The organism is Streptomyces sp. NPDC050988 (assembly GCF_044456225.1).
Classification (GTDB): domain Bacteria; phylum Actinomycetota; class Actinomycetes; order Streptomycetales; family Streptomycetaceae; genus Streptomyces.
This window is the reverse complement of sequence record NZ_JBITFQ010000038.1, coordinates 52,371-76,114: the sequence shown is the minus strand read 5'-3', so window position 1 is coordinate 76,114 and position 23,744 is coordinate 52,371. Positions and strand designations below refer to the sequence as shown.

The window sequence follows — 23,744 nt, the reverse complement described above, 5'->3', positions numbered from 1 at the left end:
AGGTGTCAGACGCCCGCGTAGGAGTGCTTGCCGGAGACGAAGATGTTCACGCCGTAGTAGTTGAACAGCCAGCAGGCGAAGGCGATGAGCGCGATGTACGCGGCCTTGCGGCCCTTCCAGCCTGCCGTGGCGCGGGCGTGCAGATAGCAGGCGTAGGCGACCCAGGTGATGAAGGACCAGGTCTCCTTGGGGTCCCAGCCCCAGTAGCGGCCCCACGCGTCGCCCGCCCAGATGGCGCCCGCGATGATCGTGAACGTCCACAGCGGGAAGACGGCGGCGTTCACGCGGTACGAGAACTTGTCGAGGGACGCCGACGCGGGCAGCCGCTCCATGACGGACGTGGCGAAACGGCCGGGCTTCCCGCCGGTCGTCAGCTTGTTCTCGTACGAGTCCTTGAAGAGGTACAGGATCGTGCCGACCGCGCCCACGTAGAAGACGGCACCGCAGAAGATCGCGGTGGAGACGTGGATGTAGAGCCAGTACGAGTGGAGGGCGGGAACCAACTGGTCGCTGGCGATGTACAAGACAGTGACGGCGAGACCGAGATCGAGGAGGACCGTGGTCACCAGGAAGAGGCCCATCCAGCGGACGTTCTTCTTCATCGCGAGCAGCGCGAGGTACACACCGACGGCGACGGTGGAGAAGGTGATGTTGAACTCGTACATGTTGCCCCACGGCGCCCGCTGCACCGACAGGGCCCGCGCGAGCACCCCGCCGAACGCGATGAGGAAGGCGAGCACGGTCAGGGACACGGCGATACGCCCGTAGAGGTCCCCCTGCTCGTCCCCGCCGTGCGCGCCGGGCCCGTCCGGCACGTCCCGGGAGCCGGGAGCGGCCCGCGTGACGACCTTGGGCCGTTCCAGTACGGCGGTTCCGCCCGCGTTCTTCACGGTGACCGCGGGAGCCGCCGCCTTCTTGCTCTTGGCGTCCTTGTCCGCGGTCAGCGCGGCGGCCGTCCGGCCGACCTTGCTGCGGCTGCCGAAGAGCCATTCGGCGATGTACGCGAAGAAGGCCAGCGTGTAGACGGCCATCGCGGAGTAGATCAGCGTGTTGCTGAGGTTCGCGAGGTTTTCGTTGGTCGCGGCGGCTAGCTCGGTTGCGGCGGCGAGAGTCACTTCTCAGCCCCTTCGGCGGCAGGTACGGCGGGGGGTTCGGGGGTGGAGTTCTTTGCTTCCGGGTCCGGGTCGGGCTCCGGTGTGTCCGGTGCGCCCGGCGCCAGGTCGTACAGGATCCCGGCCAGGTCGCCCAGTTCCTCCGGGACCTTGGCGGACTCGCTGCGGCCGAGGCCGGCCATCTCGACGACGGTGACGCCGTCGGGACCGGTGGTGGCGCGGACCCAGACGCGGCGGCGCTGGATGAAGAGGGAGGCGGCGAGGCCGAAGATGGCGGTGAGGGCTCCGGCGAGGGCCCAGCCGGAGCCGGGCTGCTCGGTGACCTGGAAGCCGGCCCACTCCTTGATGTCCTTCTCGAAGGTGATCGAGCCGGCACCGTTCGGGAGCTTCATGGTCTCGCCGGGCTTCAGGTTCTCCCTGAGCTGCTTGCCCTTGGAGTCCTTGAACCCCTTCATGTTGGTCTTGTCGAGCTGGTACACGCTCTGCGGGAGGCCCGAGTCCACACCGAGGTCGCCGTGGAAGGCCTCCAGGTTCAGCACCGGGTTGAGCAGCGCGGGGAACTGCGAGACCACCGCGGTGTTCGCCCCGCCGTACGACGGCAGGAAGAAGGCCCGGAAGCCGAGCTGGTCCTTCTTCCCGTCGGCGTCACGGTAGCCGTCCATGACCTTGATCGCACCGGTGGAGGTGACGTTGGAGTCGAGCGGGAGCAGCGGCACGGCCTGGCTGTAGACGACGTCGCCCTTGCCGTCCCGGACGGTGACGACGGGCGCGTACCCGTGGCTGACGAGGTAGACCTTCGTGCCGTCGATGTCGAGCGGCTCGTTGACCTCGATCTTTCGCTGCTTCTCCGTGCCGTCGGCGCCCTCGCTGTAGGTGACGGCGGCCTCGTAGATGCGCGGGGTGCCGCGGTTGGGCCCAGACGGCTCGTACGTGCCCCTGAAGTTGTCCAGGACGAAGCTGAACGGCTCCAGGTCGTCCGTGCTGAAGAGGCTCCCGGACTTGAAGTCGTCGTACTGCGTGAGGGTGTTGGCGAAGCCGTCGCCCTCGACGATCAGCTTGTTGCCCTCGTACTTGAAGAGCTGGCCCCAGGCGAAGGCGATCAGCATCACGATCAGCGCGATGTGGAAGGCGAGATTGCCGACCTCCCGGAGGTAGCCCTTCTCGGCGGCGACGGCGTCCCCGGCGGCGTGCGCGCGAAAGCGCCGCCGCGTCAGCAGCTTCAGGGCCTCCTCGCGGACCGCCTCCGGCGCGGCCTCGGTGCGCCATGTCGTGTACGCGGGCAGCCGGTTCAGCCGTCGCGGGGCGCCCGGCGGCCTGCCGCGCAGCTGGCCCACGAACTGCCAGGTGCGGGGCACGATGCAGCCGATGAGTGAGATGAACAGCAGGATGTAGATCGCCGAGAACCACGCCGAGCTGTAGACGTTGAAGAGGCCGAGCTTCTCGTAGATCGGGCCCAGGGTCTCGTGCCGGCCCATGAAGTCGGCGACCTTGGTCTCGTCCTGGCCCGTCTGCGGGATCAGGGAGCCGGGGATCGCGCCGAGCGACAGCAGGAAGAGCAGGATCAGCGCGACCCGCATCGAGGTCAGCTGCCGCCAGAACCAGCGGGCCCAGCCGACGATCTCGCGGCCGGTCCACGCCAGCCATCCCGCCGCGCCGGGGGCGCGCACACCACCGAAGGAGCCCGGTACGACCGTGTCCCGGGGCGCGGTGGACAGCTGGGCTCCGGCCGCACCGAGTTCGCCCGCGTCCCGAGCCGCGGCGGTGTCGGTCGCGGCGGTGTCGTTCTCCTGACCGGCCGTTTCACCGGTCGCCTCACCCGTCGTCCGACCGGCCGCCTCACCGGTCCGCACGTCCGTGTCCCGTGTCGTGCCCATCGATCAGACCCCTACCGTGAAGCCGTTGGACCAGCCCTGCATCTCCTGCACGATGCTGTCCCACGCGCCGGTCAGCAGCAGCAGACCGGTCGCGATCATCATTCCGCCGCCGACGCGCATCACCCACACGTAGTGGCGCTTGACCCAGCCGAAGGCGCCGAGCGCCTTGCGGAAGGCGACGGCCGCGAGGACGAAGGGCACGCCCAGACCGACGCAGTACGCGATGGTCAGTATGGCCCCGCGACCGGCGCTCGCCTGGTCGGAGGAGAGCGCCAGTACTGAGGCGAGGGTCGGGCCGATGCAGGGCGTCCAGCCGATTCCGAACAGCGCGCCCAGCAAGGGGGCGCCGACCAGCCCGGCGACCGGCCGCTTGTGGAAGCGGAACTCCCGCTGGGTCAGCCAGGGCATCATCCCCAGGAAGAACACGCCCATGAGGACCATGAGCACGCCCAGCACCTTGGACAGAATTTCCTTGTGCTCCTGCAAGGTCGACCCGAAGTAGCCGAACAGCGCCCCGCCGGAGACGAACACGACGGTGAAGCCGAGCACGAACAGCGAGGCTCCGGCCACCATCCGCCCGCGCCGCGCGTCGGCCAGGTCGGTACCGCTGACCCCGGTGACGTACGACAGATAACCGGGCACGAGCGGCAGTACGCACGGTGAGAAGAAGGAGACGAGCCCGCCGAGTACGGCGATCGGGATGGCGAGTACCAGCGCCCCGGTGAGGACGGTCTGGTTGGGGTCGGTGCCCGCGGCTACGAGAAGGGACACGAGCCGTCACTTCTCCGCGAGGATCGGCTTGAGCATCTTGCGCAGGCTCGCCTCGCTGAGCGCCGACAGCGAGCGGGAGGCGACCTTGCCGTCCCGGTCGAGCACGAGCGTGGAGGGGATCGTCTGCGGGTTGAGCGTGCCCTTCTTGAAGCGGAGCATCAGCTTGCCCGTCGGGTCGTACAGGCTCGGGTACGTGACCCCGTGCGCCTTCTCGAAGGCGATCGCCGGACTGGTGCTGGTGTCCCGGGTGTTGATGCCGACGAACTGCACGCCCTGGTCCTTGAGGTCCTCGGAGACCTTGACGAAGTTCTTCGCCTCCAGGCGGCACGGGCCGCACCAGGAGCCCCAGACGTTCAGGACGACGATCTTGCCCTTGTAGTCGGCGATGTCGAGCTGCTTGCCGTCGATGGTCTTGCCCGAGAGTTCGGGAGCCGCGACCCGGCTGCCCTGCTTCACCGTCGCGATGCCGTCGGAGCCGGTGACGAAGCCGGTGTTGCCGGTCCCGCCGGACTTGCCCCCGGAGCCGCACGCGGACAGCAGCAGCGCCGCGACGACGGCCCCGCCGGTCAGCAGGACGGCGCGGCCATGACTACGGCCGCGGCTCTGGCCGCGGCTCTGGCTGCGACTGCGGCCGTGGGCCCGGTTCGTGCGGTTCGTGCGCTGAGGGGTCCGGATCGAGCGCTGGGGGGCGCGGCTGGCGGCACTCATGTGAAAAGTTTCGCATGTCCGTTCCGAGGATCTTGCGCACCCCCCTCGCAGGCGGAAACCCGCATGTCAGACGCCATTTCGGGCACTGTTCCGGGCGACCGTCAGGCCGCCTTGCCCGAGCCCTTCTCCGACCCGTTCGCGGAGTTCGTACCGACATCGCCGAGGAACCCGTTCCAGCCACCGGCCGGTTCCTGCCCCACACCAAGGGAGCGCAGCTTCTCCAGGACGGCCGGGTCCTGCGCGTCGAGCCAGTCCACGAACTGGCGGAACGACACCAGGCGTACGTCCTTCTTGCCGGCGATGTGCTTCAGCGCACCCTCGACGGCATCCATATAGATGCCGCCGTTCCACTCCTCGAAGTGGTTGCCGATGAAGAAGGGGGCGCGATTCGTCTCGTATGCCCGCTTGAAGCCAGCTATGTACGACTTGGTCGCCTGCTCGCGCCAGGCCGGGTAGTTGGCGGGCGGCGCCTGCGTCGAGTTGACCGACTGGTTGGCGAGGATGTTGTAGTCCATCGAGAGGACCTCGAAGGTGTGGCCGGGGAAGGGGATCGCCTGGAGCGGCAGGTCCCAGAGGCCGCCGTTCTTCCTGGGCCAGACCTGGGTGCCGCCGGGCGAGGAGGCGTCGTAGCGCCAGCCGAGTTCGCGGGCGGTGGGCAGCAGGTTGCTCTGACCGAGCAGACAGGGCGTGCGGCCGCCGATGAGTTCCTTCTCGTAGTCGAAGGGCAGCGCGGGCACCTCGGCCTCGCTCCAGCCCGTGTTCGTACGCCATTCCTTGACGAAGGACTTCGCCTGGGCTATCTCGCTCTTCCACTGGGCGGGCGTCCAGTTGCCGACCGTGCCGCTGCCGCCACAGAAGTGGCCGTTGAAGTGCGTGCCGATCTCGTGGCCGTCGAGCCAGGCCCGCCGGACGTTCTTCAGCGTCGACTTGATGTGGTCGTCCGTCAGATAACCGATGTCGGACGCGCCCGGCGCGTTGTTCGGCGGGAGGTACTTGCGCTTTTTCGACTCGGGCAGCAGATAGAGCCCGGAGAGAAAGAACGTCATGCTCGCGTCGTGCTCTTCGGAGAGTTTCAGGAATCGCTCGAAGAGGCCGTTGCCGACGTCACCCGCGCCGTCCCAGGAAAAGACGACGAACTGCGGCGGGGTCTCACCGGGTTCGAGACGCCGGGGCCTACCGGGCTGCTTCGGCTGCTTCCCGGTGAAGGAGGTGGAACCGTCACCGATGGGGCGTACGGGGTGGTCGCCACGCTTGTTTCCGCCGTTACCGCGGTTTCCGGAACCCCCGACCCCGCCGGAGCCGTCTCCCAGTGCGGTACCGCAGCCCGCGAGCCCCATCGCGGCCGCGGCCCCGGCCCCGAGCCCCAGCGCTCCCCTTCGGCTGATGTCGCGCATTCCGTCCCCATTCGTCGTGCCCTGCGCCCATGTCGAATGGACACCGGGTTAGAGGGCACGACGAACACGTGGGTTCCCGGTCACACGCACATATTTCGGTGACTATCCGAAGATGAACCTGTAACGGACACACCGGAACGCGACAGACGGTTTTACCCGTCTCGATAGGGCTGGGTCCCACCATTCAGGGGCGCGGGGAACTGCGCGACAAGCCCCCACCGGCCCGCACAACGAGAACTACGCCCCGAAGGCCTTGGACTTACCCTTCACCGGCTTGGCCCCGGCCAGCAGATGCGCAGGCACAAGATCCCGCGCAGGCTCGCTGTAGCCAACGGACACGATCCTGTCGCCCTGATACGTGAAGGTCGTCAACGACGCCAACGTGCACTGCCGCTTCCGCGGGTCGTGCCACAACCGCCGCCGCTCCACATAGGACCGCACGATCCAGATCGGCAGCTGATGACTGACACACACGGCCTCGTGCCCCCGAGCCGCGTCCCTCGCGGCATCGAGCGCCCCCATCATCCGTACGACCTGGTCCACGTACGGCTCGCCCCAGGACGGCTTGAACGGGTTGACCAGGTGCTTCCAGTTCTCGGGCCGGCGCAGCGCACCGTCCCCGACCCCGAAGGTCTTGCCCTGGAAGACGTTGTCGGCCTCGATCAGCCGGCCGTCGGTCGCGAGCTCAAGACCGTGCGACTTGGCGATCGGCGTGGCAGTCTCCTGCGCCCGCTCCAGCGGCGAGGAGACGACATGCGTGATGTCCCGCGAGGCGAGGTGCTCGGCGACCCGCTCGGCCATCTGCTGCCCGAGCTCGGACAGGCGGTAGCCCGGAAGCCGCCCGTACAGAACCCCGTCCGGGTTGGCGACCTCGCCGTGCCGCATCACGTGTACGACGGTGATGTCACTCATGCTGCCGTGGCCTCCGCTGCTGCCCGTGCCGCCGCCGGAAGGGCGTCGGCGATCCGCTGAACCGCCCGTTCGTCGTGCGCCGTCGACACGAACCAGGACTCGAACGAGGACGGCGGCAGGTACACGCCCTGCGCCAGCATCGAGTGGAAGAACGCGGTGAACCGGTACGACTCCTGCGCCTTCGCGTCCTCGTAATTGCGTACCTCCGTCTCGGTGAAGAAGACGGAGAACATGTTGGACGCGTTCTGCAGCCGGTGCGCCACACCTTCCTTGGTGAGGGCGTCCGCAACGAGCGTACGGATCTGCTCGGACACCGCGTCGACCTTCACGTACGCGGCGTCGTCGAGCAGCCGCAGCTGCGCGAGCCCGGCGGCGGTCGCGACCGGGTTCCCGGACAGGGTGCCGGCCTGGTAGACGGGCCCGGCAGGCGCGAGGTACGCCATGACATCCCGCCGCCCGCCGAACGCGGCGGCCGGGAAGCCGCCTCCCATGACCTTGCCGAAGGTCATGAGGTCGGGGGTGACGCCGTCCACGCCGTACCAACCGGCCCTGCTGGTCCGGAAGCCGGTCATGACCTCGTCGGAGATGAACAGCGCGCCGCCATCGGCACAGATGTCCTTGAGCCCCTGGTTGAACCCGGGCCCGGGCGGCACCACACCCATGTTCCCGGGCGAAGCTTCCGTAATAACGCAGGCGATCTCACCGGGATGGGCCCGGAAGGCCTCGCGCACGGCGTCGAGATCGTTGTACGGCACGACGATGGTGTCCCCGGCCTGGGCGCCGGTGACGCCCGGAGTGTCGGGAAGCGCGAAGGTGGCGACGCCGGAGCCGGCCGCGGCGAGCAGCGCGTCCACGTGCCCGTGGTAGCAGCCGGCGAACTTCACGACCTTGGCACGCCCGGTGAACCCGCGGGCCAGCCGGATCGCGGACATGGTGGCCTCGGTCCCGCTGGACACGAGCCGCACCTGCTCCAGGGGCTCGATCCGCGCGACCATCTCCTCGGCGAGCGCGACCTCGCCCTCCCCGGGCGTACCGAAGGAAGTACCTCGGGACACGGCCTCCTGGACCGCCGCGATCACCTCGGGACGGGAATGGCCGAGGATCATCGGCCCCCAGGAACAGACCAGGTCCACGTACTCCCTCCCGTCGGCGTCCGTCAGGTAGGGACCGCTGCCGGACACCATGAACCGGGGCGTACCGCCCACGGCCCGGAACGCGCGGACGGGAGAGTTCACGCCACCGGGCGTGACGGCCGCCGCACGGTCGAAAAGGGTCTGCGAGACCGGGGCCTCGTAGGGATAAGGGACGGCCTCCCCCGCCACAGGTACCTGGGGCACCTCAGGCACCTCGGATACCTCGGATACCTCGGATACCTGGGATACCTGGGGCACCTCGGGTGACGCACCGCCGGAGATGTTGTTCGCCTCTGCCATGCCCTTCAGCGTACGGCCCGGGGCAGAGCCGGGGCGGGTCGCCCCGGCTCTGCCCCGGGGTCTCCGACCACGGGGACCCCCGCCCGAACCCCCCACTCCGGATGCCCGATTTCACCGATATCTGCTAATCGGCTCGGGAACGGTATACCCTGCTGTCACGTGATACCGCGCGCCGCTCCACTCTTCGTTGGTCACCGCGAGCGCGAACTACCTAGACTCCCTGAAGGTGCCGTTCTCGGGGATAGTTGACTTCACACGCGTGGGGTCGGTCCACGGCGACGGACAAGTGTTTCAACGCACGTTTCGGCGGGCGGTCGTGGGGGAGGTCACTCTCACGATGATCGGGTTGCGTGGCGGGGGTCGCGCGCCTTAGAAAAGCAGTCGGGTGGAGATATGCATCGCGGTGGCGGACTGGGCGAGGGGACCGATGACCTGGGTCCTCGGCGTGCCCGGCGGGGGAAGCACCGACGCGAGGCGGAAGCGGCCGAGACACGTCAGGCAGAGGGATCGCAGGGCGACTCTGAGCGGATCGACCCGTCGAGCCGTATGGACGGTATGGACTACACAGACCGCGGGGCGGACCAGCTCAGGGCAGGAAGCGGGAATGGTGGCCGGGTGGGGGTGACGTACAAATACTTCGGAGCCCCGGACGGCGCGACCGCCGCACGCGTTCCGATCTCCATGAGGCCCGAAGAACTCGGCGGCGACGAGCTCGGCATGAACGGCATGTTCACCAAGATCAAGCCGGAGACGATGGCCGCGATGGTCCTCACCGGCATAGAGGGCATACCGCTGCACAAGGTGCCCCCGCTGGAACTCGTCGTCCTCCACCCCGACTACGCCGTCGTCAAGCTCCCCATGACCGTCGTCGACCCCCTCCGCGGCATCGGCGAGGAGGCCGTGGGCGCGGCCGCCTTCATCTGGTCCACGGTCCCGGACCGCGGCGGCCCCCGAGACGCGTACAACGTGTACCAGCTGCTGCACGAGTGGCAGGACTTCAGCCATCGGTTGCATGAGGCGGGGCATCAGCCTTATTGCTTGGTGTGGCCCTGACCTGGGGTTTCATGGTGTTCGGGCGGGGTTTTCGAACCCCGCCCCTTTCATGTGCCCGGATGGGGCCGTCAGGCGGCCAGGGCACATTTAAGGCACGAGGTCGCAGCGGCGGCGGGCGGTGAGCTGGTGCTGGGCCAGGCTGCGCGTGAGGCGTGTGCACTCCGATCGGCGGGCCGCAGCATGGCCGAACTCGAACGAGCCGCCATCGTCTTCGAGCGCGCCACCCGTTCCGGCATCGCCTCCGACCGTGCCAACGCCCGCGTCGTGCGTCGCAGTGTTCAGGTGATCTGGAAGGCCCGGCGCGGCGTGGAGCAGTCAACGCCTGGTGCACAGTGCAACGCCCTACTGCTCCGCCCCACATGACCCCGTCGGCTTCGTCTCGGGAGTCCTCGAACGGGCAGCCGCGCTGATCACGCCCGCGCGGACAGCCGGGGAGCGAGAAGTTCCAGCGCCTCCTCCCAGCGGAAGCGGTCGGCCCCGCCGCCGGCTTTGGGCTTGTGCGGGTCGTACGAGCCGATCAGAACGCCCATCCCGCGTAGCCGTTCCAGACTCTGCTGGTACGCGGGGTGGGCAGCCTGAGCCGCGTTGAGGTAGGGCACGACGGCTGTGGGGATTTCCATGCCGTACGCCTCGCACAGGATGCCCAGGGCTAGCGTGTCGGAGATACCTGCGGCCCACTTGTTGACCGTGTTGAAGGTGGCCGGCGCGACCGCGATCGCGTCCGCGGGCGGGAGCGGCCGGAGGTCACCGGGAGTGCGCCAGGCCGAGCGGATCGGGTAGCCGGTCTGCGTCTCGATCGCCTCGGTGTCGAGGAAGCCCAGGCCCTGCGGGGTGGCGACGACGCCGACGTGCCAGTGGCGCTCCTGGGCTGCGGTGATCAGCTTGCCGACGTCGCCGGCGATGCCGCAGGCGCAGACGACGACGTACAGGAAGGGCTTCTTTTCCGGGGCGTTCGGCTCGGTCACGCGGGGACTCCCAGTTGGCGACTGAAACGGTGCAGTTCCGGCAGGGTACGGCGCCGGTCGCGGGCAGCCATGTCGGCGACCAGGTCGCGCACCGCCGGGCGGCGGATGTCCTGAGCAGCGCAGGTCTCGGCGATGCGCACGGCCTGGTAGCCATCGGAGAGACGGCCCTGCTGGCTGTAGGCACGGGCGGCCTCCACCCACAGAGCGGCACGACGCTCGGGGACAGGGATGTGCCGACGCATGAGCGGGCGGGCTGCTTGGAGAGCAAGCCCGGAGTCACCGAAGGCCACCAGTGCGCTCAGCTCGTGGAGAGCGACGTTGGTGGGGCTGAAGTTGGCCCAGGCATCGGCACTGTCGAGGGCCACGTACCGTGCCACCTCTTTGGCTTCGGAGAGGAACTCCTTGGTGGCCTCGCGGTTGCCCCCGCCGCTGGCCGCCGTCACACCGCGCAGCAGCAACAGCCCTACGGCCGCCAGGTACTTCGGGGAACGGCGATCGTAGGAGCCGGTGAGCTGATCGGCCGTGTGCCGGACAAGGGTGACGGCCTGAGAAGTGTGCTTCTCGCGGGCCAGGACGTGGGCCTGCACCCGGACACTGGAGGCGAGGACCACGGGATCACCGGAGCGTTCGGCCTCGGCCATCGCTCGGCCGACCGCGAGCCAGGCATTGCCCTGGTCGTGCTGTTTCAGCAGGAGGCTGGTCGAGGTCTGGTAAGTAGTGGCCAGCAGCGCGGACAGCACGTCGCTGTCCACCACACCGCTGGAAGCCAGTCTGAGGTCCGCGATCAGGCCGGGCAGCGCGCGTTCCAGTTCCACGTAGTCGCACGTGTAGAAGAGCCTGCGGGCCGTGCCGACCCGCTCACGCAGAACCGCTGTATCCAAGGGAGCGCCGGTTTTCGTCGGGCCGAGGCCAGGCAGAAGGGCCTGGACCAGGTCGTCGTGGGCGGCGGCTGCGGCGGCAGGGGTCGCGAGCGCTGCGATGCTCGCGGCGAGGAAGGCACGGCGGTGCATCTCTTCAGCTTCGGGATCGGCGGTAACGGCATCGAGAACGACGGCGAGGCCCAACTGCTCGGGTGGAATCATGAGTTCCTGCGCAACGGCGCGCAGGACACGGATGTCCTCTGTGCCACGGCCGCCCTCCAGTCGGCTCACCTTGGACTGGTGGTAGCCGAGCGCGGCGGCGACGTCCTTCTGCGAGCGTCGGTGTAAGACCCGCGCCTGACGGATCGCTTCGCCGATCCGTCTCGCTTCGCTGTGTGCCTCGGCCATCTGCCACGGCCCCTTTCGCCGTCGCCGATCCTGCCTGCTCAACCGAGCGTAGATCAGCGGTACTTCGTCGCGATGCAGCTCCTGCATAACCGATGCAGCGCCAGCACCTGGGCTAACCACCCACCGCTACGAGCTGGTTGCGTGAAGTGGCCGCACCAACCTCGGGAGGCCGCTCATGGCAGCGCACCAGCTCACTCTGTCCGTACCCACCACACCCGCCGCGGTCACCGCCGTCCGGCACCAGGCGATGAACGCCATAACGGGCTGGGAGACGGAGCTGGACGACGCGCTGATGCACACCGCCGAACTGGTGATCAGCGAACTGGTCACCAACGCACTCCGGCATGCGGGCACCGGGCAGGTCTCCCTGTCGGTTCAGGTCGTCGAAGCCGGCCTGCGCATCGAGGTCGACGACTCGAACCCTGCGCTCCCCCAACTCTGCTTCCCGCTCTGCTTCCCGGACGAACACGCCGAGAACGGCCGCGGGCTGTTCCTCGTCGCCGTGCTGGCCGACCGGTACGGCGCCGATCCGACACCCACCGGCAAACGGTGCTGGGCCGAGATCGCCCTGCCCACCCGCTCGGGCCAGGAGATCGCCGTCTCCCTTCCTCTGCAAAGGAGTTGACTGCAATGACCACCGCCTCCACCCCGGCACGGGCCGCCGAGGTGATCGCCGTACGCCCCGGTCCCCCGCTCGTCGGCAGCGTGACCGTCGATGGTTCCAAGAACGCCGCCCTGCCGCTGCTGGCCGCCGCGGCAGCCCTGGGTCGCCCCGTCCGGCTGTGCAACATCCCTGCCAATACGGACGTCCAGATCATGTTGGCGCTGTTGCAGCAGGCGGGCTGGCATGTCGCAGAGCCCGTCGGGGAGCCGGCCAGTGCGGTGATCCTGCCGACCGAGAGCCGGTGCGTATCTCCCGTACTGGCGCAGGCCGCCCACATCCGTGCCTCGTACTACCTGGTGCCCGCTCTGCTCGCCCGGCATGGCGAGGCACGGCTGCCGTGGCCCGGCGGCTGCCGGATCGGTGCACGCGGGATGGAGCTGCACTTCAAGGTGTACGAGGCGTTCGGCGACCGGAGCGCAGTGGAGGACTCCTGCTACCGCGTCGAGAGCGTCTCGCCGCGCACCGGCACCGTCTCCCTCATGCTGCCGTTCCGCTCCCGCGGGGCAACCGTGGCCGCCGTACTGCGCGCCGTCACAACCGGTCGACCGTTACGGCTGGGTGAGCCCAACCTCTCCCCAGAGATCCTCTGGGTGCTCGACGCCCTGAGGGCCGTGGGCTGGAAGACCCAGGCGAGTGAGCACCTCCTCAGCCTCCTACCGCCGCCTCCTGGCCAGGACGAAGCTGTCGTCTGGGCAGTGCCTGGCGACAAGATCGAGGCAGGCACGCTGGCGTGCGCGGTCGCGGCAACCGGAGGTACCGCACGCATCGCGGGCGTGCACGGCAGGGACGTAGGCCCGCTCGTCGCCGCGTTCCGGCGACTGGGCATCCCTGCCGACGCCGATTCCGGCGTCCTCTCTGTCCACTCCCAGGACGCGCGACCGACGGGCCGCGCGCTGCGCGCCATCGCGTCCCTCAGCCCCGGTGGCCTGGACGCCGACTTCGAACCACCTCTGATGGCACTCGCCCTCAACCTGCCGGGCACCCACCTGTTCGCCGACGCGATCAACCCCGGCCGCCACGGCAACCTGCTCCCCCAACTGACCCGCCTCGGCGCCGAGATCGAGGAGACCTCCCCCACCGAATGCAGCCTGACCGGACCCCAACGACTGACCGGAGCGGGCGTGGAGGCCACCGACATCCGCACCGGCTCCGCCCTCATGGTCGCGGGCCTCACCGCCAGCGGTGTCACCACGCTCGGTGGCCTCGATCAGCTCCGGCGCGGCCACGCCGACCTGCCCGGCAAGCTACGCGCCCTCGGCGCCGACATCTGCGAGGTCACCCCATGACCACCCAGCGCACCCTGCGCCAGATCGTGGCCACCACCGACGTCCACTCCGCCCTCGACAACGCCGTGCCCTTCCTGAGCCACCTCCATGCTCTCCGCCCGACCTCGCTCATCGTCGACTGCGGCGACTTCTTCGAAGGTTCCGGCTACTACCGCCTCGCCCAAGGGGCCATCGAGCGCGAGATCCTGCTCCAGCTCTACGACGTCCTGGCTCCCGGCAATCACGGCTGGCCCCACTACTTCGAACCTGACCTCCACCGGCTCACGGTGTGCGCCAACGCTGTCCAGGCCGATACAGGCGACGCGCTCTTCCGGCGCCTCTGCACCACTCGCGTCTCGGGGCGACGAGTCGGAATCACCGCAGTGATCGGACAGCAGGCGTTCAACGCCATCCCTGCCGAGCATCGAACCGATCACCGCGTGACCGACCCCGTCCAAGCCCTGCGCGTGGTAATGCTCGCCCACCACCACGAGGTCGACGACTGGATCCTGCTCAGTCACTCCGGCTTCGACGAGGACCTCAAGCTGGCGGCCGTCTGCCCCTTCCTCGACGTGATCTTCGCCGGGCACTGCCACAGCGCCCAATACGGCCCGGTTCGGGTCGGCGACACTCTCGTCGTCAAGGGGCGCGAACTCGCAGACGGGTACGCGATCGCCACGCCCGTCGGACCAGGCTGGGGCGCTGGCCCGACTCGCTTCCGGGACCGTGCTCCGGCTCTTGTCCCTGCCGAACTGGAGCCATTGGAAACGAAGATCGGCGAACTCGGACAGCAGCTGACCGCCGTCCTCGGCCCCGTGACCAAGGCGTATCGGCACAAGACTCCCGATCGCCACAACCTGCTCGTCGACCTCTCAGCGCGCCTGCGCACAGGACTCGGCGTCGACGCGGTCATCCTCAACGAGACCGTGCTCCGTCCCGTCCCACTCGGCGGCATCCTCACCCTGGGTGATCTGCTCGCCATCGAGCCCTTCGACAACCAGCTCGTCCACGCCCATGTCCCAGAAGACTTCCGTCAGGACCTTCATGGCCTGCTGGCCCATCTCGCCGAGCAGGCCGGGTCGCTCGTCACCACACCGGATCCTCTGCCGGACGGCATCACCACTGTGCTGACCACCGACTACCTCGCCGACACCTGCCTCGCGGGCCGGACCCACGCCGCGGGGCTGCTTCTAGGCCAGGCCGTCAAGCATGTCCTCACAGCGCCCTCCCAAGGAAGCCCACGATGATCCTCACCGGCCCAGAGATCACCGCCGCCGCCCAGGACGGCCGCCTGCGGATCGCCCCTTTCGCCCCCGACCAGGTCAACCCGAACAGCTACAACGTTCGCCTCGGTCCGACTTTGCTCACCTACACCGCCGACGTCCTCGACGCCCACCAGCCCAACCCGACCGCCGAGTGCACCATCGGCCCGGACGGCTTTGTCCTCCAGCCCGGCGAGCTCTACCTCGGCCACACGCTCGAAGAGGTCGGCTCCGACACCCTCGTACCACTGCTGTTCGGCCGCTCATCCATCGGACGGCTCGGCCTGTTCGTCGAGATCACCGCCCCCATCGGCGATATCGGCTTCCATGGCCAGTGGACCCTGATGCTCACCCCCATCCGTCCCCTGCGCGTCTACGCCGGCATGCGGATCGGGCAGATCATGTTCTTCGCGTCCGTCGGCCCCGTCGCCCTCTACCGCGGCAAGTACCAGGCAGCAGCCGGCCCGCAGCCCTCCGGCTACTGGCGCGACGTGACGAAACTCCAGGCGGCTGCCTCGTGATCCTCACTGGTCCCGCCATCGCCGCGGCGCAGGCCGCAGGAGAGATCACCATCGAGCCGTACGATCCGGCCCGCCTCTCCCCCAACGCCTACGACTGGCGTCTCGGCGACACCCTGCGCATCTGCGACACCGACCTGGACGCCGCCGCCCCAACTCCGTACACCGAGACCGCCATCCCAGGCTCCGGACTCGTTCTGCGTCCCGACGTGCTGTACCTCGGCGCCACCCACGAGAGGACCGGCTCGGAGACGTACGCCCAATTCCTGAACGGCGATCGCACCATCGGCGCGCTCGGCATCTGGGTCCACGTCTCCGCACCGCTCGGTCACCAAGGTCACGCCATCCACTGGACCCTGGAGATCCGCGCCGCCAGACCCGTCCGCGTCTATCCCCGGATGACCTTCGGCAAGCTCGTCTTCCTCCGCTGCCTCGGCACCCCGGCCAGCTACCAACTGCACGGCCTCAAATACACCGCGACCGCAGGCATCGGCATCTCACGCCTCTACGAAGAACTCGCCGGAGGTGCCATGTGAGCCCCCGGGTCGCGACCGTCCTCGACTTGCCCTTCGGCAGCGCTGGCGGAAGCGTCGAGCTTTTCCTCGACCTCTACACCGGCGAGAACCCGCTGATCCCGGCCCGGGCTTTCATGCTCGCCCCACAGACACATCCGCCTCGCCTACCTGCGGGGCTGGACCTGATGGCTGCGGCCGGCAAATGCCTCTCCGGACCGCCCTTCACAACGTACGTCAACGCGTTGCGCCGGACCCTGGCGCAACGCATCGACCCGTCCAAGGTGGACGTCCTCCACCTCCAGCACCTCGCTTTCGGCGGAACCCCGGCCCTGATGCGCGCGCTGCCTGCCCACCCCCGCATCGCGCTCGTCCACGGCACCGACCTGCTGTTCGCAGAAGCCCACCGCGACCAGCTCCGAGTCCTGCAAGAAACCACACGGCTTGCCGATGCCATCGTCGTCCCCACCGGCGCCATGGCCGATCGCCTCCTCCAACTCGTCCCCATCACCGATCGCAGGAAGCTCATGAAGATTCCCTGGGGCATCCCCGATCACCTGCTCACCGCTCCTCCGGCGCGCCCCGCTCGCCGGCCAACTGAGCACCTCCGGCTGCTCTATGCAGGACGCCTCACTCCCGAGAAGGGCATCGAGGCGCTCCTGCTCGCGATGCCCGTCGCCCGGGCCGTCGAACTGAGCATCGCGGCACCCCGCCACCAGTTCCGCAGCCTGACCCCGCTCCTGCGCCTCCTCAAAGTCCACGTCCGCTACCTCGGCTGGCTCAGCCGTCCACAACTATGGAAAGCCTTCGCCGATCACGACGCCCTTCTCATGCCCTCGACCACCCTCGAAGCCATGGGCCTGGTCGCCCTCGAAGCCCAGGCCTGCGGGCTGCCGGTCATCTACCAGCCCGTCCCCGGGCTGAACGACACCCTCGCCGCAACCGGCCTGGCTACCGACTTCACCAACCCGGCCAGCCTCGCCCAAGCCGTTAACCGACTCCGCAGCGCACCCGACCTCCTGCCCGCTCTCCAGGCCGCAGGCCGCACCAACGCCGCCCGCCACCCCCTCACCGCCACGGCAGCTGCCCTGCACGACCTCGGCACACAGCTCGCCTGACCACCCACGCCGCAACGGGAACTGCGCACGGCTCATCACTACGCTGAACGCCGGGGCACCACACGGCACGGCCCACGACCGATCGGGAGAACATGGCGCTCGACCTCGATACCGACCGCATCCACCAGCTCCTCCACGATGGCGCCCGCGACAAGGTCTACCCCGGCGCCGTCTGGGCCATCGGCGACAGCCAGGGCATCCAGGCCAGCGGCACCGCGGGCGTCGTGGATCCCGAGCGGCTCAGTGAGCCGATGCGGCGCGACACCGTCTTCGACGTCGCCAGTCTGACCAAGATCCTCGCCGTGTGGTCGACCATCGGTTGTCTCGTCGAGGACGGCAAGCTTCAACTCAACGCGCCACTGGGCGACTTCTGGTCCGAGGTGAACGGACTCCCTCTGGCCCAGGCAACCGCACGTCACTTGCTCGCGCACACCGCCGGCGTTCCGCTCCGAGCCAACCTTCGGAACCTCTACGGAACCGATCCCCAGGACATCCGCGACGGCGTCCTCCGCGAAGCCCTGCACCGGCCGCCCGGCGAGGCCGTGGAGTACACCGACCGCGCCGCGCTCATCCTCGGCTACCTCGCCGAACACCTCTCCGGTCAGAGCCTCGACACGCTGGCATACAGCCGCGTGTGGCAACCCCTAGGCATGACACAGACCCGCTTCGGGCCGCTACCCGACGGTGCAGCGGCCAGGTGCGCGCCAACCGAACTCGACGACGGCACGGGAACCCATCTCAAGGGATCCGCACACGACTTCTCAGCCCGTTTGCTCGGCGGGGTATGCGGCATCGCAGGGGCCTTCTCCGTCCTCGATGACCTCGCCAGGTTCCTGCGCTACCTGTTGGCCCCGGCCCGAGTGAGCGAGCCACTCGGATTCGGCCCGGACTGGGTCAAGGAATCCCTGCAGATCCACACAGGTGAACTAACCCCGCCCCGTGGCCTGTTCTGGCACCCGGCTCCGGGCACCGCGCCCAAGGCGGACGACGTCTGGGTCCACTACGGCTTCACTGGCACGGGTGTGTGGATCTCCCCCGGAAAGAACCGATGGGCGACTCTGCTCACCAACAAGCTCTACTACACCCGTGACCGCGAGCCACTCACCCTTGTCCGCAACACATTCCGCTCATTGGCATTCACTGACCAAAGGCGCGCGACCACTTGATACCTGGCCAAAGGCTACCCCCGTAAGGACTTCGTGGCGTCAAGCGATTCTCACAACTGGGTAGCCCGCCTTCTTTACAAAGACATCAAGATATGCCCCCTTGCTGGCCGCATTCATCAGTCCGCTGAAAACGGCCTCAGGTACGCCCGCGTACTGGTAGATCGATCCATTTCTGAACTGCACTTCGAGCGTCCCCGAGTTCGACTCATAGCCGACGGACGCCAGGTTGGTGGAGGCGACGGGTATCCGCTGCACAGAATCTCTCCCAAGTTCGGTACGAGGCGAGGCAAGACCGGTCAGTCCTGGACGCGCCGCATGGGCAGGCCAGCAGATTGAGTGGGGTTTCCGGACCCCGAGCTTCGGTCCTACCTGGGCGCCGGAGGTTTGCGGTGTTTCCCTTCGCCTGAGCCAAGCGGCTTCGGCTTCGCCCCTCCTGGCAGGGGCTCGCAGCTCTCCGGGTAGAGGACGGCCTTGGTCTCGGCCAGGTTGGCCGCGAAGGCGTACGACTCCCAGACGTACCCGTTCCACCGCTCGATGACGCGTGGCGTGTCCGGTTGCAGAAGCGCTCCCCTGGAACCGTCGCCAGACACAACAGGCACGGCACGAAGCCGGCCGATCTTCGCGTCACGGCGTTCCGCCCAGTCCTTCAGCGGTTCGTCGTCCATCCTGGCGTTCCTCACGTCGGTGGTGGCTGACTCAGGAGGGTAGCGGCCGCTGCGGGCCGTTCGGGTTCCCGAGCCAGACCGCTTGCCCGTCCTGGGAGACCGTCACGCCGAACGCCGCGGTGTTCGGTGAGCTGTACTCCTCCCAGGTGGCCGCCTACGTGTTCACGATCATGGGCGGGGATCCCCTACCCGGCCGCGTGGGCACGCTCATCGGCGACTTCCACCGGGGCCTGTTCGTCCTGGCCCCTCCGCCTCCTACGCACGAGACTGGGCAGACCGCATGCGAACCGAATGGAGTCGAGCGTGACCGACCTGCGTCACTTCCAGCACGGGGACCTCCCCGAAGGGTTCCGGCAGATACTCATCGACGTACACGCCGACGCCTACGCCGACCAGCTGGACGACCCCTTCCATCAGCGCTTCGCCTGGTTCGTCGACCACTGGTCGGGCATCATGGACGGCTTCTCCTGTGTCGTCGCGTACGACGTCGACGAGCCGGTCGGCTTCGCCTACGGCGCCCCGCTCGCCCCCGGCCGCGAGTGGTGGCGCTCCACCGGATTCGAGCCGAAGGACGGTTGCTCCTCCACCTACGCCGTGTCCGAGGTGATGGTGCGCCCAGGCTGGCGGAAGCAGGGAATCGCCGACCGCTTGCACGAGGCGCTACTCAAGGAACGTACGGAAGACCTCGCCGTACTGCTGGTCGACGTCACACACTCCAAAGTCCAAGCGCTCTACGAGACATGGGGATACGACAGAGTCGGCGAGCAACAGCCGTTCGCCGACTCACCGGTGTACGCGGTCATGCTCAAGGGTCTTCGGGGCCGAGTCGGGAACCGGAACCCCTGACCGGCCCTCACCTGGGTCCGGGCGAGGGCCCTGAGGCGCCCCCGCCCACGGATGTGCGCCGCTGCCGCACTCAGCCCCGCAACGGCCGCGTAAGACGCCCAAGCAACCCCGCCACCAACGCCGTCTGCGCCGGCACCGTGTCCGGGTAGATGAACTCGCCCTGGGCGTGGGCGCCGTCGCCGACCGCGCCCATGCCGCAGAGGACCGGGAGGCCGAGGGCGGCGACGAAGTTGGCGTCGCTGGCGCCGCCGACGGCGGTGTCGGGGAGGGAGTCGCGGCCCTGTTCGCGGGCGACCTCGCGGGCGAGGGCGAGGAGAGGGGCGGAGGCGGCGTTGAGGGTCATCGGGGGGCGGTTCCAGGCGTGGTCGATCTCGATGCGGACGCGGGGGTCGGTCACCTTGATGGCGTCCAACTCCGCGTCCACACGGGCCTGTTCGGCCTCGCTGCTGACGCGGATGTCCACGCCGGCGGTGGCCTGCCCGGCGACTACGTTGATGGCCGAACCGCCCCTGAAGAGCCCGGTGTTGATCGTGGTGCCCCGGTCGGGCGCGGCGACCTTCGCCGCCGCGACCACGAACTCCGACAGCGCGGTGATCGCGCTCGCCCCGTCCTGCGGCGCGAGCCCGGCGTGTGCCTCGACACCTGTTGCCGTGACCTGGAAGATCCCCGTGCCCTTGCGGGCAGTCTTGACCGCGCCGTGGGCGGTCGGCTCCAGCACCAGCGTGACGTCGGCCTTCTGCGCGACCTCCTCGATCACCGGCCGCGAGGAAAGGGAGCCGATCTCCTCGTCGCCGTTGAAGAGGAAGGTGACGGTGGGCACGGGCGCGCCGCTCTCCCGGGCCAGTTTCAGGGCCCAGATCCCTTGGGCCAGGCCGGTCTTCATGTCGAAGATGCCCGGCCCGCCGAGCTTCTCCCGCCCGTCCTCGGACGCCCCCGGCTGCTCCCATCCCGCGAGCGTCCCGGTCGGCCACACGGTGTCGTAGTGGCCGACGAGCAAGACGTGCCCGGCACCCGTCCCAGCGCCGGCGCCCGTCCCGGCACCGGTGCCGGTACCGGTACCGGCGTACGTCAGAGTCAGCGTGTCCCCGCACTCGCCGCCCGGATAGCGGTGCGCGTGGTCCGGCTGCCCGAGCCGCTGGACTGTCAGTTCGCGCAGGAGGTCCAGGCCGGTCGCCAGGCCGGGGAGGTCGTAGCTGCTGGTCTCGTGGCGTACGAGGGTCAGGATGTCGTCGACGATCCGCGACGACACCTCCTGGGCCCGGGTGGTGAGGGCGGCGGCTGCGGGTGATGCGGTCATCTTCTTCTTTCTCTTACGGAGGTGGGGTTCTTTCTCTTGCGGAGGTGCTCTTACAGAGGTGGGGCGGCGGTCCTCGGCGAGGTGCGGTGGCGGAGGGTGCGGTCAGCCGACGCCGAAAGGGATGCCCAGCAGGTACCAGGCCACGAAGAACGCGACCCAGACGACCCAGACGACGGCGGCGATCGGGATCGTGAAGGAGGCGAGGGTGCCGATGCCCGCGGACTTGCGGTACTGCTGGATGAAGCCCAGGGCCATCACGAAGTACGGGCTCATCGGGGTCACGCAGTTGGTGACCGAGTCGGCGACGCGGTAGACGGCCTGGGTGGTCTCGGGCTCGATGCCGATGAGCATCAGCATGGGTACGAGGACGGGCGCGGCCAGGGCCCACAGGGCGGAGCCGCTGGTGATGACGAGGTTCATGAAGGTGATCAGCACGGCGATGCCGACCAGTACGGTCCAGCCGTGCATGTCCAGTTCGCGCAGGGTCTCCGCGCCCTTGACGGCGAGGATGTTGCCGATGTTCGTCCACTTGAAGTAGGCGAGGAACTGGGAGATCGCGAAGAACAGGACGAGGATCGGCGCCATCGAACGCGTACCGTCGACCATCGCGGTGATGATGTCTCCGGCGGCGGAGAAGCTCCCGGTCATCCGGCCGTAGACCGTGCCGAGCACGGCGAAGAACACGCCCAGGACGAGCGCCATCCCGCCGATCAGCGGGGACTCGACGATGCCGCCGCCCTCGCCGCGCAGCGGTGAGGACGCGGGGATCATGGCCACCGCCAGGAACGCGACGAAGCCGAGGGCGACCAGCCCGGTCACGCGCAGCGCGCGGCGCTGCTGCTCGGTGACCTCGATCGCCTCCAGTTCGTCGGCGTCGAGGGCCGCGACCGGCTCGTCGGGCTCCAGGTCCGAGCGGCGGGCCAGGACCTTGTCGACGACGAGGGTGATCACCAGGGCCACCAGGACCGACGAACCGAGCCCGAAGAAGTAGTTGGCCACCGGGGTGACGACGTAGTCCGCGTCGATGGTGTGGGCGGCGGCCGTGGAGATCCCGGACAGCAGTACGTCGGTCGTGGTGAGCGACGGGGAGGCGTCGTAGCCGGCGGCGATCGAGACGTAGGCGACCACGCAGCCGAGCACGGGGCTGCGGCCCGCCGCGCGGAAGACAAGGGCGCCGAGCGGGATGAGCGTGACGTAGGCGGCGTCACCGGCGACATGGCTGACCATGGCCGTCATCGACAGCGCGAAGGTCAGGTACCTGCCCGGCACCCGCGCGACCATGCGGCGCAGCAGGGCGGAGAACAGTCCGCTCCGCTCGGCGACGGCGATGCCGAACATCACGGTGAGGATGGTGGCCAGTGGAGGGAAGGCCGCGAAGTTCTCGACGGCCCCCTCGACGGCCATGGTGAGTCCGGCCTTGCTGAGCAGGTTCTGCACGTCGATGGTCTCGTGCGTGCCGGGGTGCACGGCGCTGACACCGACCGCCGCCAGCACGGCGCTGAGGACGGCGACGACCCCCGCGAGGATCCAGAAGAGCCAGAACGGGTTGGGGAGTCTGTTCCCGACCTTCTCTATCGCCGCGAAGCTCCGGAACGCGGCACGCAGGGCTCTCGACCGGGGCTCGGTCGGCTGTGGCTGGGCAGAGGTGGCACTCATCGGTACCTCTTCATGCATTTGAGGGATGTTCCCGCGAACAATGGCACTCAGATGAGAGATTCTCTATACCCTGGATGTAACGGTGGGATTAATCGGCAGTCTAAGGTGGGGCGCTATGACCAGCCCTCTCCTCGACGAGCTCGACCGGCGCCTCATCGGGGCACTGCATCTGGCACCCCGGGCCACCTGGGACGACATCGGCGCGATCCTGTCCGCCGACGCCGGCACGCTGAAGCGCCGCTACGACCGGCTGCACGAGGCCCGGATGGTCCGCGTGATCGGGCAGGCCGACTGGGGCATGCACTCCACGGCGATGCCGGTCCACGTCTTCCTGGACATCACCGGCGAGACCCCGCTGGCCGTCCTGGACCGCCTCCGGGGCCTACCCCACCTCCAACTGCTGGCACAGATCTCGGGCGACTACCCGCTCTACGCCGTCGTGCACGCCCCCTCCGAGGCGGCCACCAGCGAGGCGATCGACCGGATGTTCTCCGTGCCCGGCGTCCGCCGCGTCAAGGCCCTGCCCGCGCTCAGCACCCTGCGCCGGGGCATCACCTGGGATCCGCAGTTCCTGACCGACACCGAACGGGCCGGCCTGCTCGAACTCACCGGCACCCGCCCCGAGGGCACCGCGACCGCGACACCCCCCGCCAAGCCCCTCAGCGAGGCCGAACGCACCGTCGTCGCCCAGCTGCTCCAGGACAGCCGGGCCTCCGCCGCGAGCATCGGCCGGGCCGCGGGCCTGGCCACCTCCACCGCGCACCGGGTCGTCCGCCGGGTCCTCGACGAGCGGTGGGTCCAGCCGCGCCTGGAGATCGTGTCGGACTGGCTGGGCTTCCAGACCCCCTTCGTGCTCCGCCTGCGGATCGCACCCGGCGAGACCCCCGACGTCATGCGCCGCATCGACCGGCTCCCCCAGACCCGGCTCGCCGCCCACGTGGCCAGCGACATGTCCGTCCTCGCCACCGGCCTGGTCACCGACCGCTCCGCCCTGGCGCTCTTCATCGACAACGAACTCGCCAGGATCCCCGGCATCCTCACCGTCAGCGTCGACGTCATGCTCGCCGAACCACGCCGCTACTGGCTGGACCGCGACCTGGCCTCGGGCCTCGGTACGTTCCACGCGCCGGCGCTGCTCTGAGCCATCTGAGACATCTGAGACATCTGAGACGGAACGCCCGTGTGGGCGGGGGGGGGGCCCGGAGGGGTGGCGGGGAGAGGCCCGCGGCCACTGGGGCGCCGCCTCGGGGGGGGGGGTAGGGGGGCGGGCCGGGCAGGGACGGAG

Annotated in this window: 24 protein-coding genes; 11 read left to right on the top strand and 13 right to left on the bottom strand. The window is 68.8% G+C overall.

Features of this window, described 5'->3' with window-relative positions; all coding sequences use genetic code 11:
- Positions 1–5: 5 nt before the first annotated feature.
- The 7 genes from ccsB to hemL all read right to left on the bottom strand — a co-directional run bounded on the left by ccsB (position 6) and on the right by hemL (position 8,108).
- Positions 6–1,115 (bottom strand): c-type cytochrome biogenesis protein CcsB, encoded by a 1,110-nt coding sequence (ccsB, locus tag ACIBEI_RS43825; RefSeq protein ID WP_398896600.1) that lies wholly within the window; start codon positions 1,113–1,115, stop codon positions 6–8.
- Positions 1,112–2,986, bottom strand: coding sequence for a cytochrome c biogenesis protein ResB (locus ACIBEI_RS43820; RefSeq protein ID WP_398896599.1), 1,875 nt, complete (start codon positions 2,984–2,986; stop codon positions 1,112–1,114). Before ACIBEI_RS43820 ends, ccsB begins: the two co-directional genes overlap by 4 nt.
- A gap of 3 nt (positions 2,987–2,989) precedes the next feature.
- Positions 2,990–3,757, bottom strand: coding sequence for a cytochrome c biogenesis CcdA family protein (locus ACIBEI_RS43815; protein ID WP_398896597.1), 768 nt, complete (start codon positions 3,755–3,757; stop codon positions 2,990–2,992).
- Between the two features lie 6 nt (positions 3,758–3,763).
- Positions 3,764–4,465: a TlpA family protein disulfide reductase gene (locus tag ACIBEI_RS43810; protein WP_398896595.1), complete on the bottom strand. Its 702-nt coding sequence runs from the start codon at positions 4,463–4,465 to the stop codon at positions 3,764–3,766.
- Positions 4,466–4,566: 101 nt separating this feature from the next.
- Complete coding sequence (locus ACIBEI_RS43805; protein WP_398896594.1) at positions 4,567–5,859, bottom strand: hypothetical protein; 1,293 nt, start codon at positions 5,857–5,859, stop codon at positions 4,567–4,569.
- A 237-nt stretch (positions 5,860–6,096) separates the two neighbouring features.
- Positions 6,097–6,771 carry a histidine phosphatase family protein gene (locus ACIBEI_RS43800; RefSeq protein ID WP_398896592.1) on the bottom strand — a complete coding sequence of 225 codons (675 nt, stop codon included), beginning with the start codon at positions 6,769–6,771 and terminating at the stop codon, positions 6,097–6,099.
- Positions 6,768–8,108, bottom strand: coding sequence for a glutamate-1-semialdehyde 2,1-aminomutase (gene hemL / locus ACIBEI_RS43795; RefSeq protein WP_398896590.1), 1,341 nt, complete (start codon positions 8,106–8,108; stop codon positions 6,768–6,770). The genes ACIBEI_RS43800 and hemL overlap by 4 nt, the downstream gene beginning before the upstream one ends.
- Positions 8,109–8,597: 489 nt before the next feature.
- Here hemL and ACIBEI_RS43790 point away from each other — a divergent pair, with 489 nt between their 5' ends.
- Positions 8,598–9,257 carry a hypothetical protein gene (locus tag ACIBEI_RS43790; RefSeq protein ID WP_398896589.1) on the top strand — a complete coding sequence of 220 codons (660 nt, stop codon included), beginning with the start codon at positions 8,598–8,600 and terminating at the stop codon, positions 9,255–9,257.
- Between the two features lie 180 nt (positions 9,258–9,437).
- Positions 9,438–9,620 carry a hypothetical protein gene (locus ACIBEI_RS43785; protein WP_398896588.1) on the top strand — a complete coding sequence of 61 codons (183 nt, stop codon included), beginning with the start codon at positions 9,438–9,440 and terminating at the stop codon, positions 9,618–9,620.
- A 47-nt stretch (positions 9,621–9,667) separates the two neighbouring features.
- Here the strand turns inward: ACIBEI_RS43785 and ACIBEI_RS43780 are convergent, their stop codons facing one another.
- Together ACIBEI_RS43780 and ACIBEI_RS43775 are read right to left on the bottom strand one after the other, a co-directional pair.
- Positions 9,668–10,222, bottom strand: a complete 555-nt coding sequence (locus tag ACIBEI_RS43780) for a flavoprotein (RefSeq protein ID WP_398896586.1) — start codon at positions 10,220–10,222, stop codon at positions 9,668–9,670.
- The gene (locus ACIBEI_RS43775) at positions 10,219–11,490 is read right to left on the bottom strand and encodes a helix-turn-helix domain-containing protein (RefSeq protein ID WP_398896585.1); all 1,272 of its coding nucleotides are present in this window, start codon (positions 11,488–11,490) and stop codon (positions 10,219–10,221) included. Before ACIBEI_RS43775 ends, ACIBEI_RS43780 begins: the two co-directional genes overlap by 4 nt.
- 175 nt (positions 11,491–11,665) lie before the next feature.
- Between ACIBEI_RS43775 and ACIBEI_RS43770 the strand changes: the two genes are divergently transcribed.
- From ACIBEI_RS43770 to ACIBEI_RS43740, 7 genes are all read left to right on the top strand, one after another.
- A complete protein-coding gene (locus ACIBEI_RS43770) occupies positions 11,666–12,115 on the top strand; it encodes an ATP-binding protein (RefSeq protein ID WP_398896584.1) in 450 nt (149 codons plus the stop codon).
- Between the two features lie 5 nt (positions 12,116–12,120).
- A complete protein-coding gene (locus ACIBEI_RS43765) occupies positions 12,121–13,440 on the top strand; it encodes a UDP-N-acetylglucosamine 1-carboxyvinyltransferase (protein WP_398896582.1) in 1,320 nt (439 codons plus the stop codon).
- Complete coding sequence (locus tag ACIBEI_RS43760; RefSeq protein WP_398896580.1) at positions 13,437–14,666, top strand: metallophosphoesterase; 1,230 nt, start codon at positions 13,437–13,439, stop codon at positions 14,664–14,666. Before ACIBEI_RS43765 ends, ACIBEI_RS43760 begins: the two co-directional genes overlap by 4 nt.
- Complete coding sequence (gene dcd / locus ACIBEI_RS43755) at positions 14,663–15,202, top strand: dCTP deaminase (RefSeq protein WP_398896578.1); 540 nt, start codon at positions 14,663–14,665, stop codon at positions 15,200–15,202. The genes ACIBEI_RS43760 and dcd overlap by 4 nt, the downstream gene beginning before the upstream one ends.
- Complete coding sequence (locus tag ACIBEI_RS43750) at positions 15,199–15,735, top strand: dCTP deaminase domain-containing protein (RefSeq protein WP_398896577.1); 537 nt, start codon at positions 15,199–15,201, stop codon at positions 15,733–15,735. Before dcd ends, ACIBEI_RS43750 begins: the two co-directional genes overlap by 4 nt.
- Positions 15,732–16,829: a glycosyltransferase family 4 protein gene (locus ACIBEI_RS43745; protein ID WP_398896575.1), complete on the top strand. Its 1,098-nt coding sequence runs from the start codon at positions 15,732–15,734 to the stop codon at positions 16,827–16,829. The genes ACIBEI_RS43750 and ACIBEI_RS43745 overlap by 4 nt, the downstream gene beginning before the upstream one ends.
- Positions 16,830–16,921: 92 nt before the next feature.
- The gene (locus ACIBEI_RS43740) at positions 16,922–17,995 is read left to right on the top strand and encodes a serine hydrolase domain-containing protein (RefSeq protein WP_398896573.1); all 1,074 of its coding nucleotides are present in this window, start codon (positions 16,922–16,924) and stop codon (positions 17,993–17,995) included.
- A 39-nt stretch (positions 17,996–18,034) separates the two neighbouring features.
- Here ACIBEI_RS43740 and ACIBEI_RS43735 read toward each other — a convergent pair whose 3' ends face one another.
- Both ACIBEI_RS43735 and ACIBEI_RS43730 read right to left on the bottom strand, forming a co-directional pair.
- Positions 18,035–18,250: a KTSC domain-containing protein gene (locus ACIBEI_RS43735; protein WP_398896572.1), complete on the bottom strand. Its 216-nt coding sequence runs from the start codon at positions 18,248–18,250 to the stop codon at positions 18,035–18,037.
- A 110-nt stretch (positions 18,251–18,360) separates the two neighbouring features.
- Positions 18,361–18,660 carry a DUF6087 family protein gene (locus ACIBEI_RS43730; RefSeq protein ID WP_398896571.1) on the bottom strand — a complete coding sequence of 100 codons (300 nt, stop codon included), beginning with the start codon at positions 18,658–18,660 and terminating at the stop codon, positions 18,361–18,363.
- 291 nt (positions 18,661–18,951) lie between these two features.
- On the opposite strand from ACIBEI_RS43730, the gene ACIBEI_RS43725 reads away from it, so the two are divergent.
- Complete coding sequence (locus ACIBEI_RS43725) at positions 18,952–19,506, top strand: GNAT family N-acetyltransferase (protein ID WP_398896570.1); 555 nt, start codon at positions 18,952–18,954, stop codon at positions 19,504–19,506.
- Positions 19,507–19,576: 70 nt separating this feature from the next.
- Here ACIBEI_RS43725 and ACIBEI_RS43720 read toward each other — a convergent pair whose 3' ends face one another.
- Positions 19,577–20,803, bottom strand: coding sequence for a M20 family metallopeptidase (locus ACIBEI_RS43720; protein ID WP_398896569.1), 1,227 nt, complete (start codon positions 20,801–20,803; stop codon positions 19,577–19,579).
- Between the two features lie 102 nt (positions 20,804–20,905).
- Entirely contained in the window at positions 20,906–22,459 is a 1,554-nt protein-coding gene (locus tag ACIBEI_RS43715) for an AbgT family transporter (RefSeq protein ID WP_398896568.1), read from the bottom strand.
- Positions 22,460–22,574: 115 nt separating this feature from the next.
- On the opposite strand from ACIBEI_RS43715, the gene ACIBEI_RS43710 reads away from it, so the two are divergent.
- Complete coding sequence (locus ACIBEI_RS43710) at positions 22,575–23,600, top strand: Lrp/AsnC family transcriptional regulator (RefSeq protein ID WP_398896567.1); 1,026 nt, start codon at positions 22,575–22,577, stop codon at positions 23,598–23,600.
- Positions 23,601–23,744 lie beyond the last annotated feature (144 nt).

Excerpts from the sequence above, each read along its gene's own strand:
- ACIBEI_RS43770 (WP_398896584.1), top strand. The coding sequence starts at position 11,666 with ATGGCAGCGCACCAGCTCACTCTGTCCGTACCCACCACACCCGCCGCG.
- ACIBEI_RS43715 (WP_398896568.1), bottom strand. The coding sequence starts at position 22,459 with ATGAGTGCCACCTCTGCCCAGCCACAGCCGACCGAGCCCCGGTCGAGA.
- ACIBEI_RS43740 (WP_398896573.1), top strand. The coding sequence starts at position 16,922 with ATGGCGCTCGACCTCGATACCGACCGCATCCACCAGCTCCTCCACGAT.
- ACIBEI_RS43785 (WP_398896588.1), top strand. The coding sequence starts at position 9,438 with ATGGCCGAACTCGAACGAGCCGCCATCGTCTTCGAGCGCGCCACCCGT.
- ACIBEI_RS43720 (WP_398896569.1), bottom strand. The coding sequence starts at position 20,803 with ATGACCGCATCACCCGCAGCCGCCGCCCTCACCACCCGGGCCCAGGAG.
- ACIBEI_RS43730 (WP_398896571.1), bottom strand. The coding sequence starts at position 18,660 with ATGGACGACGAACCGCTGAAGGACTGGGCGGAACGCCGTGACGCGAAG.
- ACIBEI_RS43710 (WP_398896567.1), top strand. The coding sequence starts at position 22,575 with ATGACCAGCCCTCTCCTCGACGAGCTCGACCGGCGCCTCATCGGGGCA.
- ACIBEI_RS43800 (WP_398896592.1), bottom strand. The coding sequence starts at position 6,771 with ATGAGTGACATCACCGTCGTACACGTGATGCGGCACGGCGAGGTCGCC.
- ACIBEI_RS43810 (WP_398896595.1), bottom strand. The coding sequence starts at position 4,465 with ATGAGTGCCGCCAGCCGCGCCCCCCAGCGCTCGATCCGGACCCCTCAG.
- ACIBEI_RS43775 (WP_398896585.1), bottom strand. The coding sequence starts at position 11,490 with ATGGCCGAGGCACACAGCGAAGCGAGACGGATCGGCGAAGCGATCCGT.
- ACIBEI_RS43725 (WP_398896570.1), top strand. The coding sequence starts at position 18,952 with ATGGAGTCGAGCGTGACCGACCTGCGTCACTTCCAGCACGGGGACCTC.
- ACIBEI_RS43760 (WP_398896580.1), top strand. The coding sequence starts at position 13,437 with ATGACCACCCAGCGCACCCTGCGCCAGATCGTGGCCACCACCGACGTC.
- dcd (WP_398896578.1), top strand. The coding sequence starts at position 14,663 with ATGATCCTCACCGGCCCAGAGATCACCGCCGCCGCCCAGGACGGCCGC.
- ACIBEI_RS43820 (WP_398896599.1), bottom strand. The coding sequence starts at position 2,986 with ATGGGCACGACACGGGACACGGACGTGCGGACCGGTGAGGCGGCCGGT.
- ACIBEI_RS43765 (WP_398896582.1), top strand. The coding sequence starts at position 12,121 with ATGACCACCGCCTCCACCCCGGCACGGGCCGCCGAGGTGATCGCCGTA.
- ACIBEI_RS43790 (WP_398896589.1), top strand. The coding sequence starts at position 8,598 with ATGCATCGCGGTGGCGGACTGGGCGAGGGGACCGATGACCTGGGTCCT.
- ACIBEI_RS43805 (WP_398896594.1), bottom strand. The coding sequence starts at position 5,859 with ATGCGCGACATCAGCCGAAGGGGAGCGCTGGGGCTCGGGGCCGGGGCC.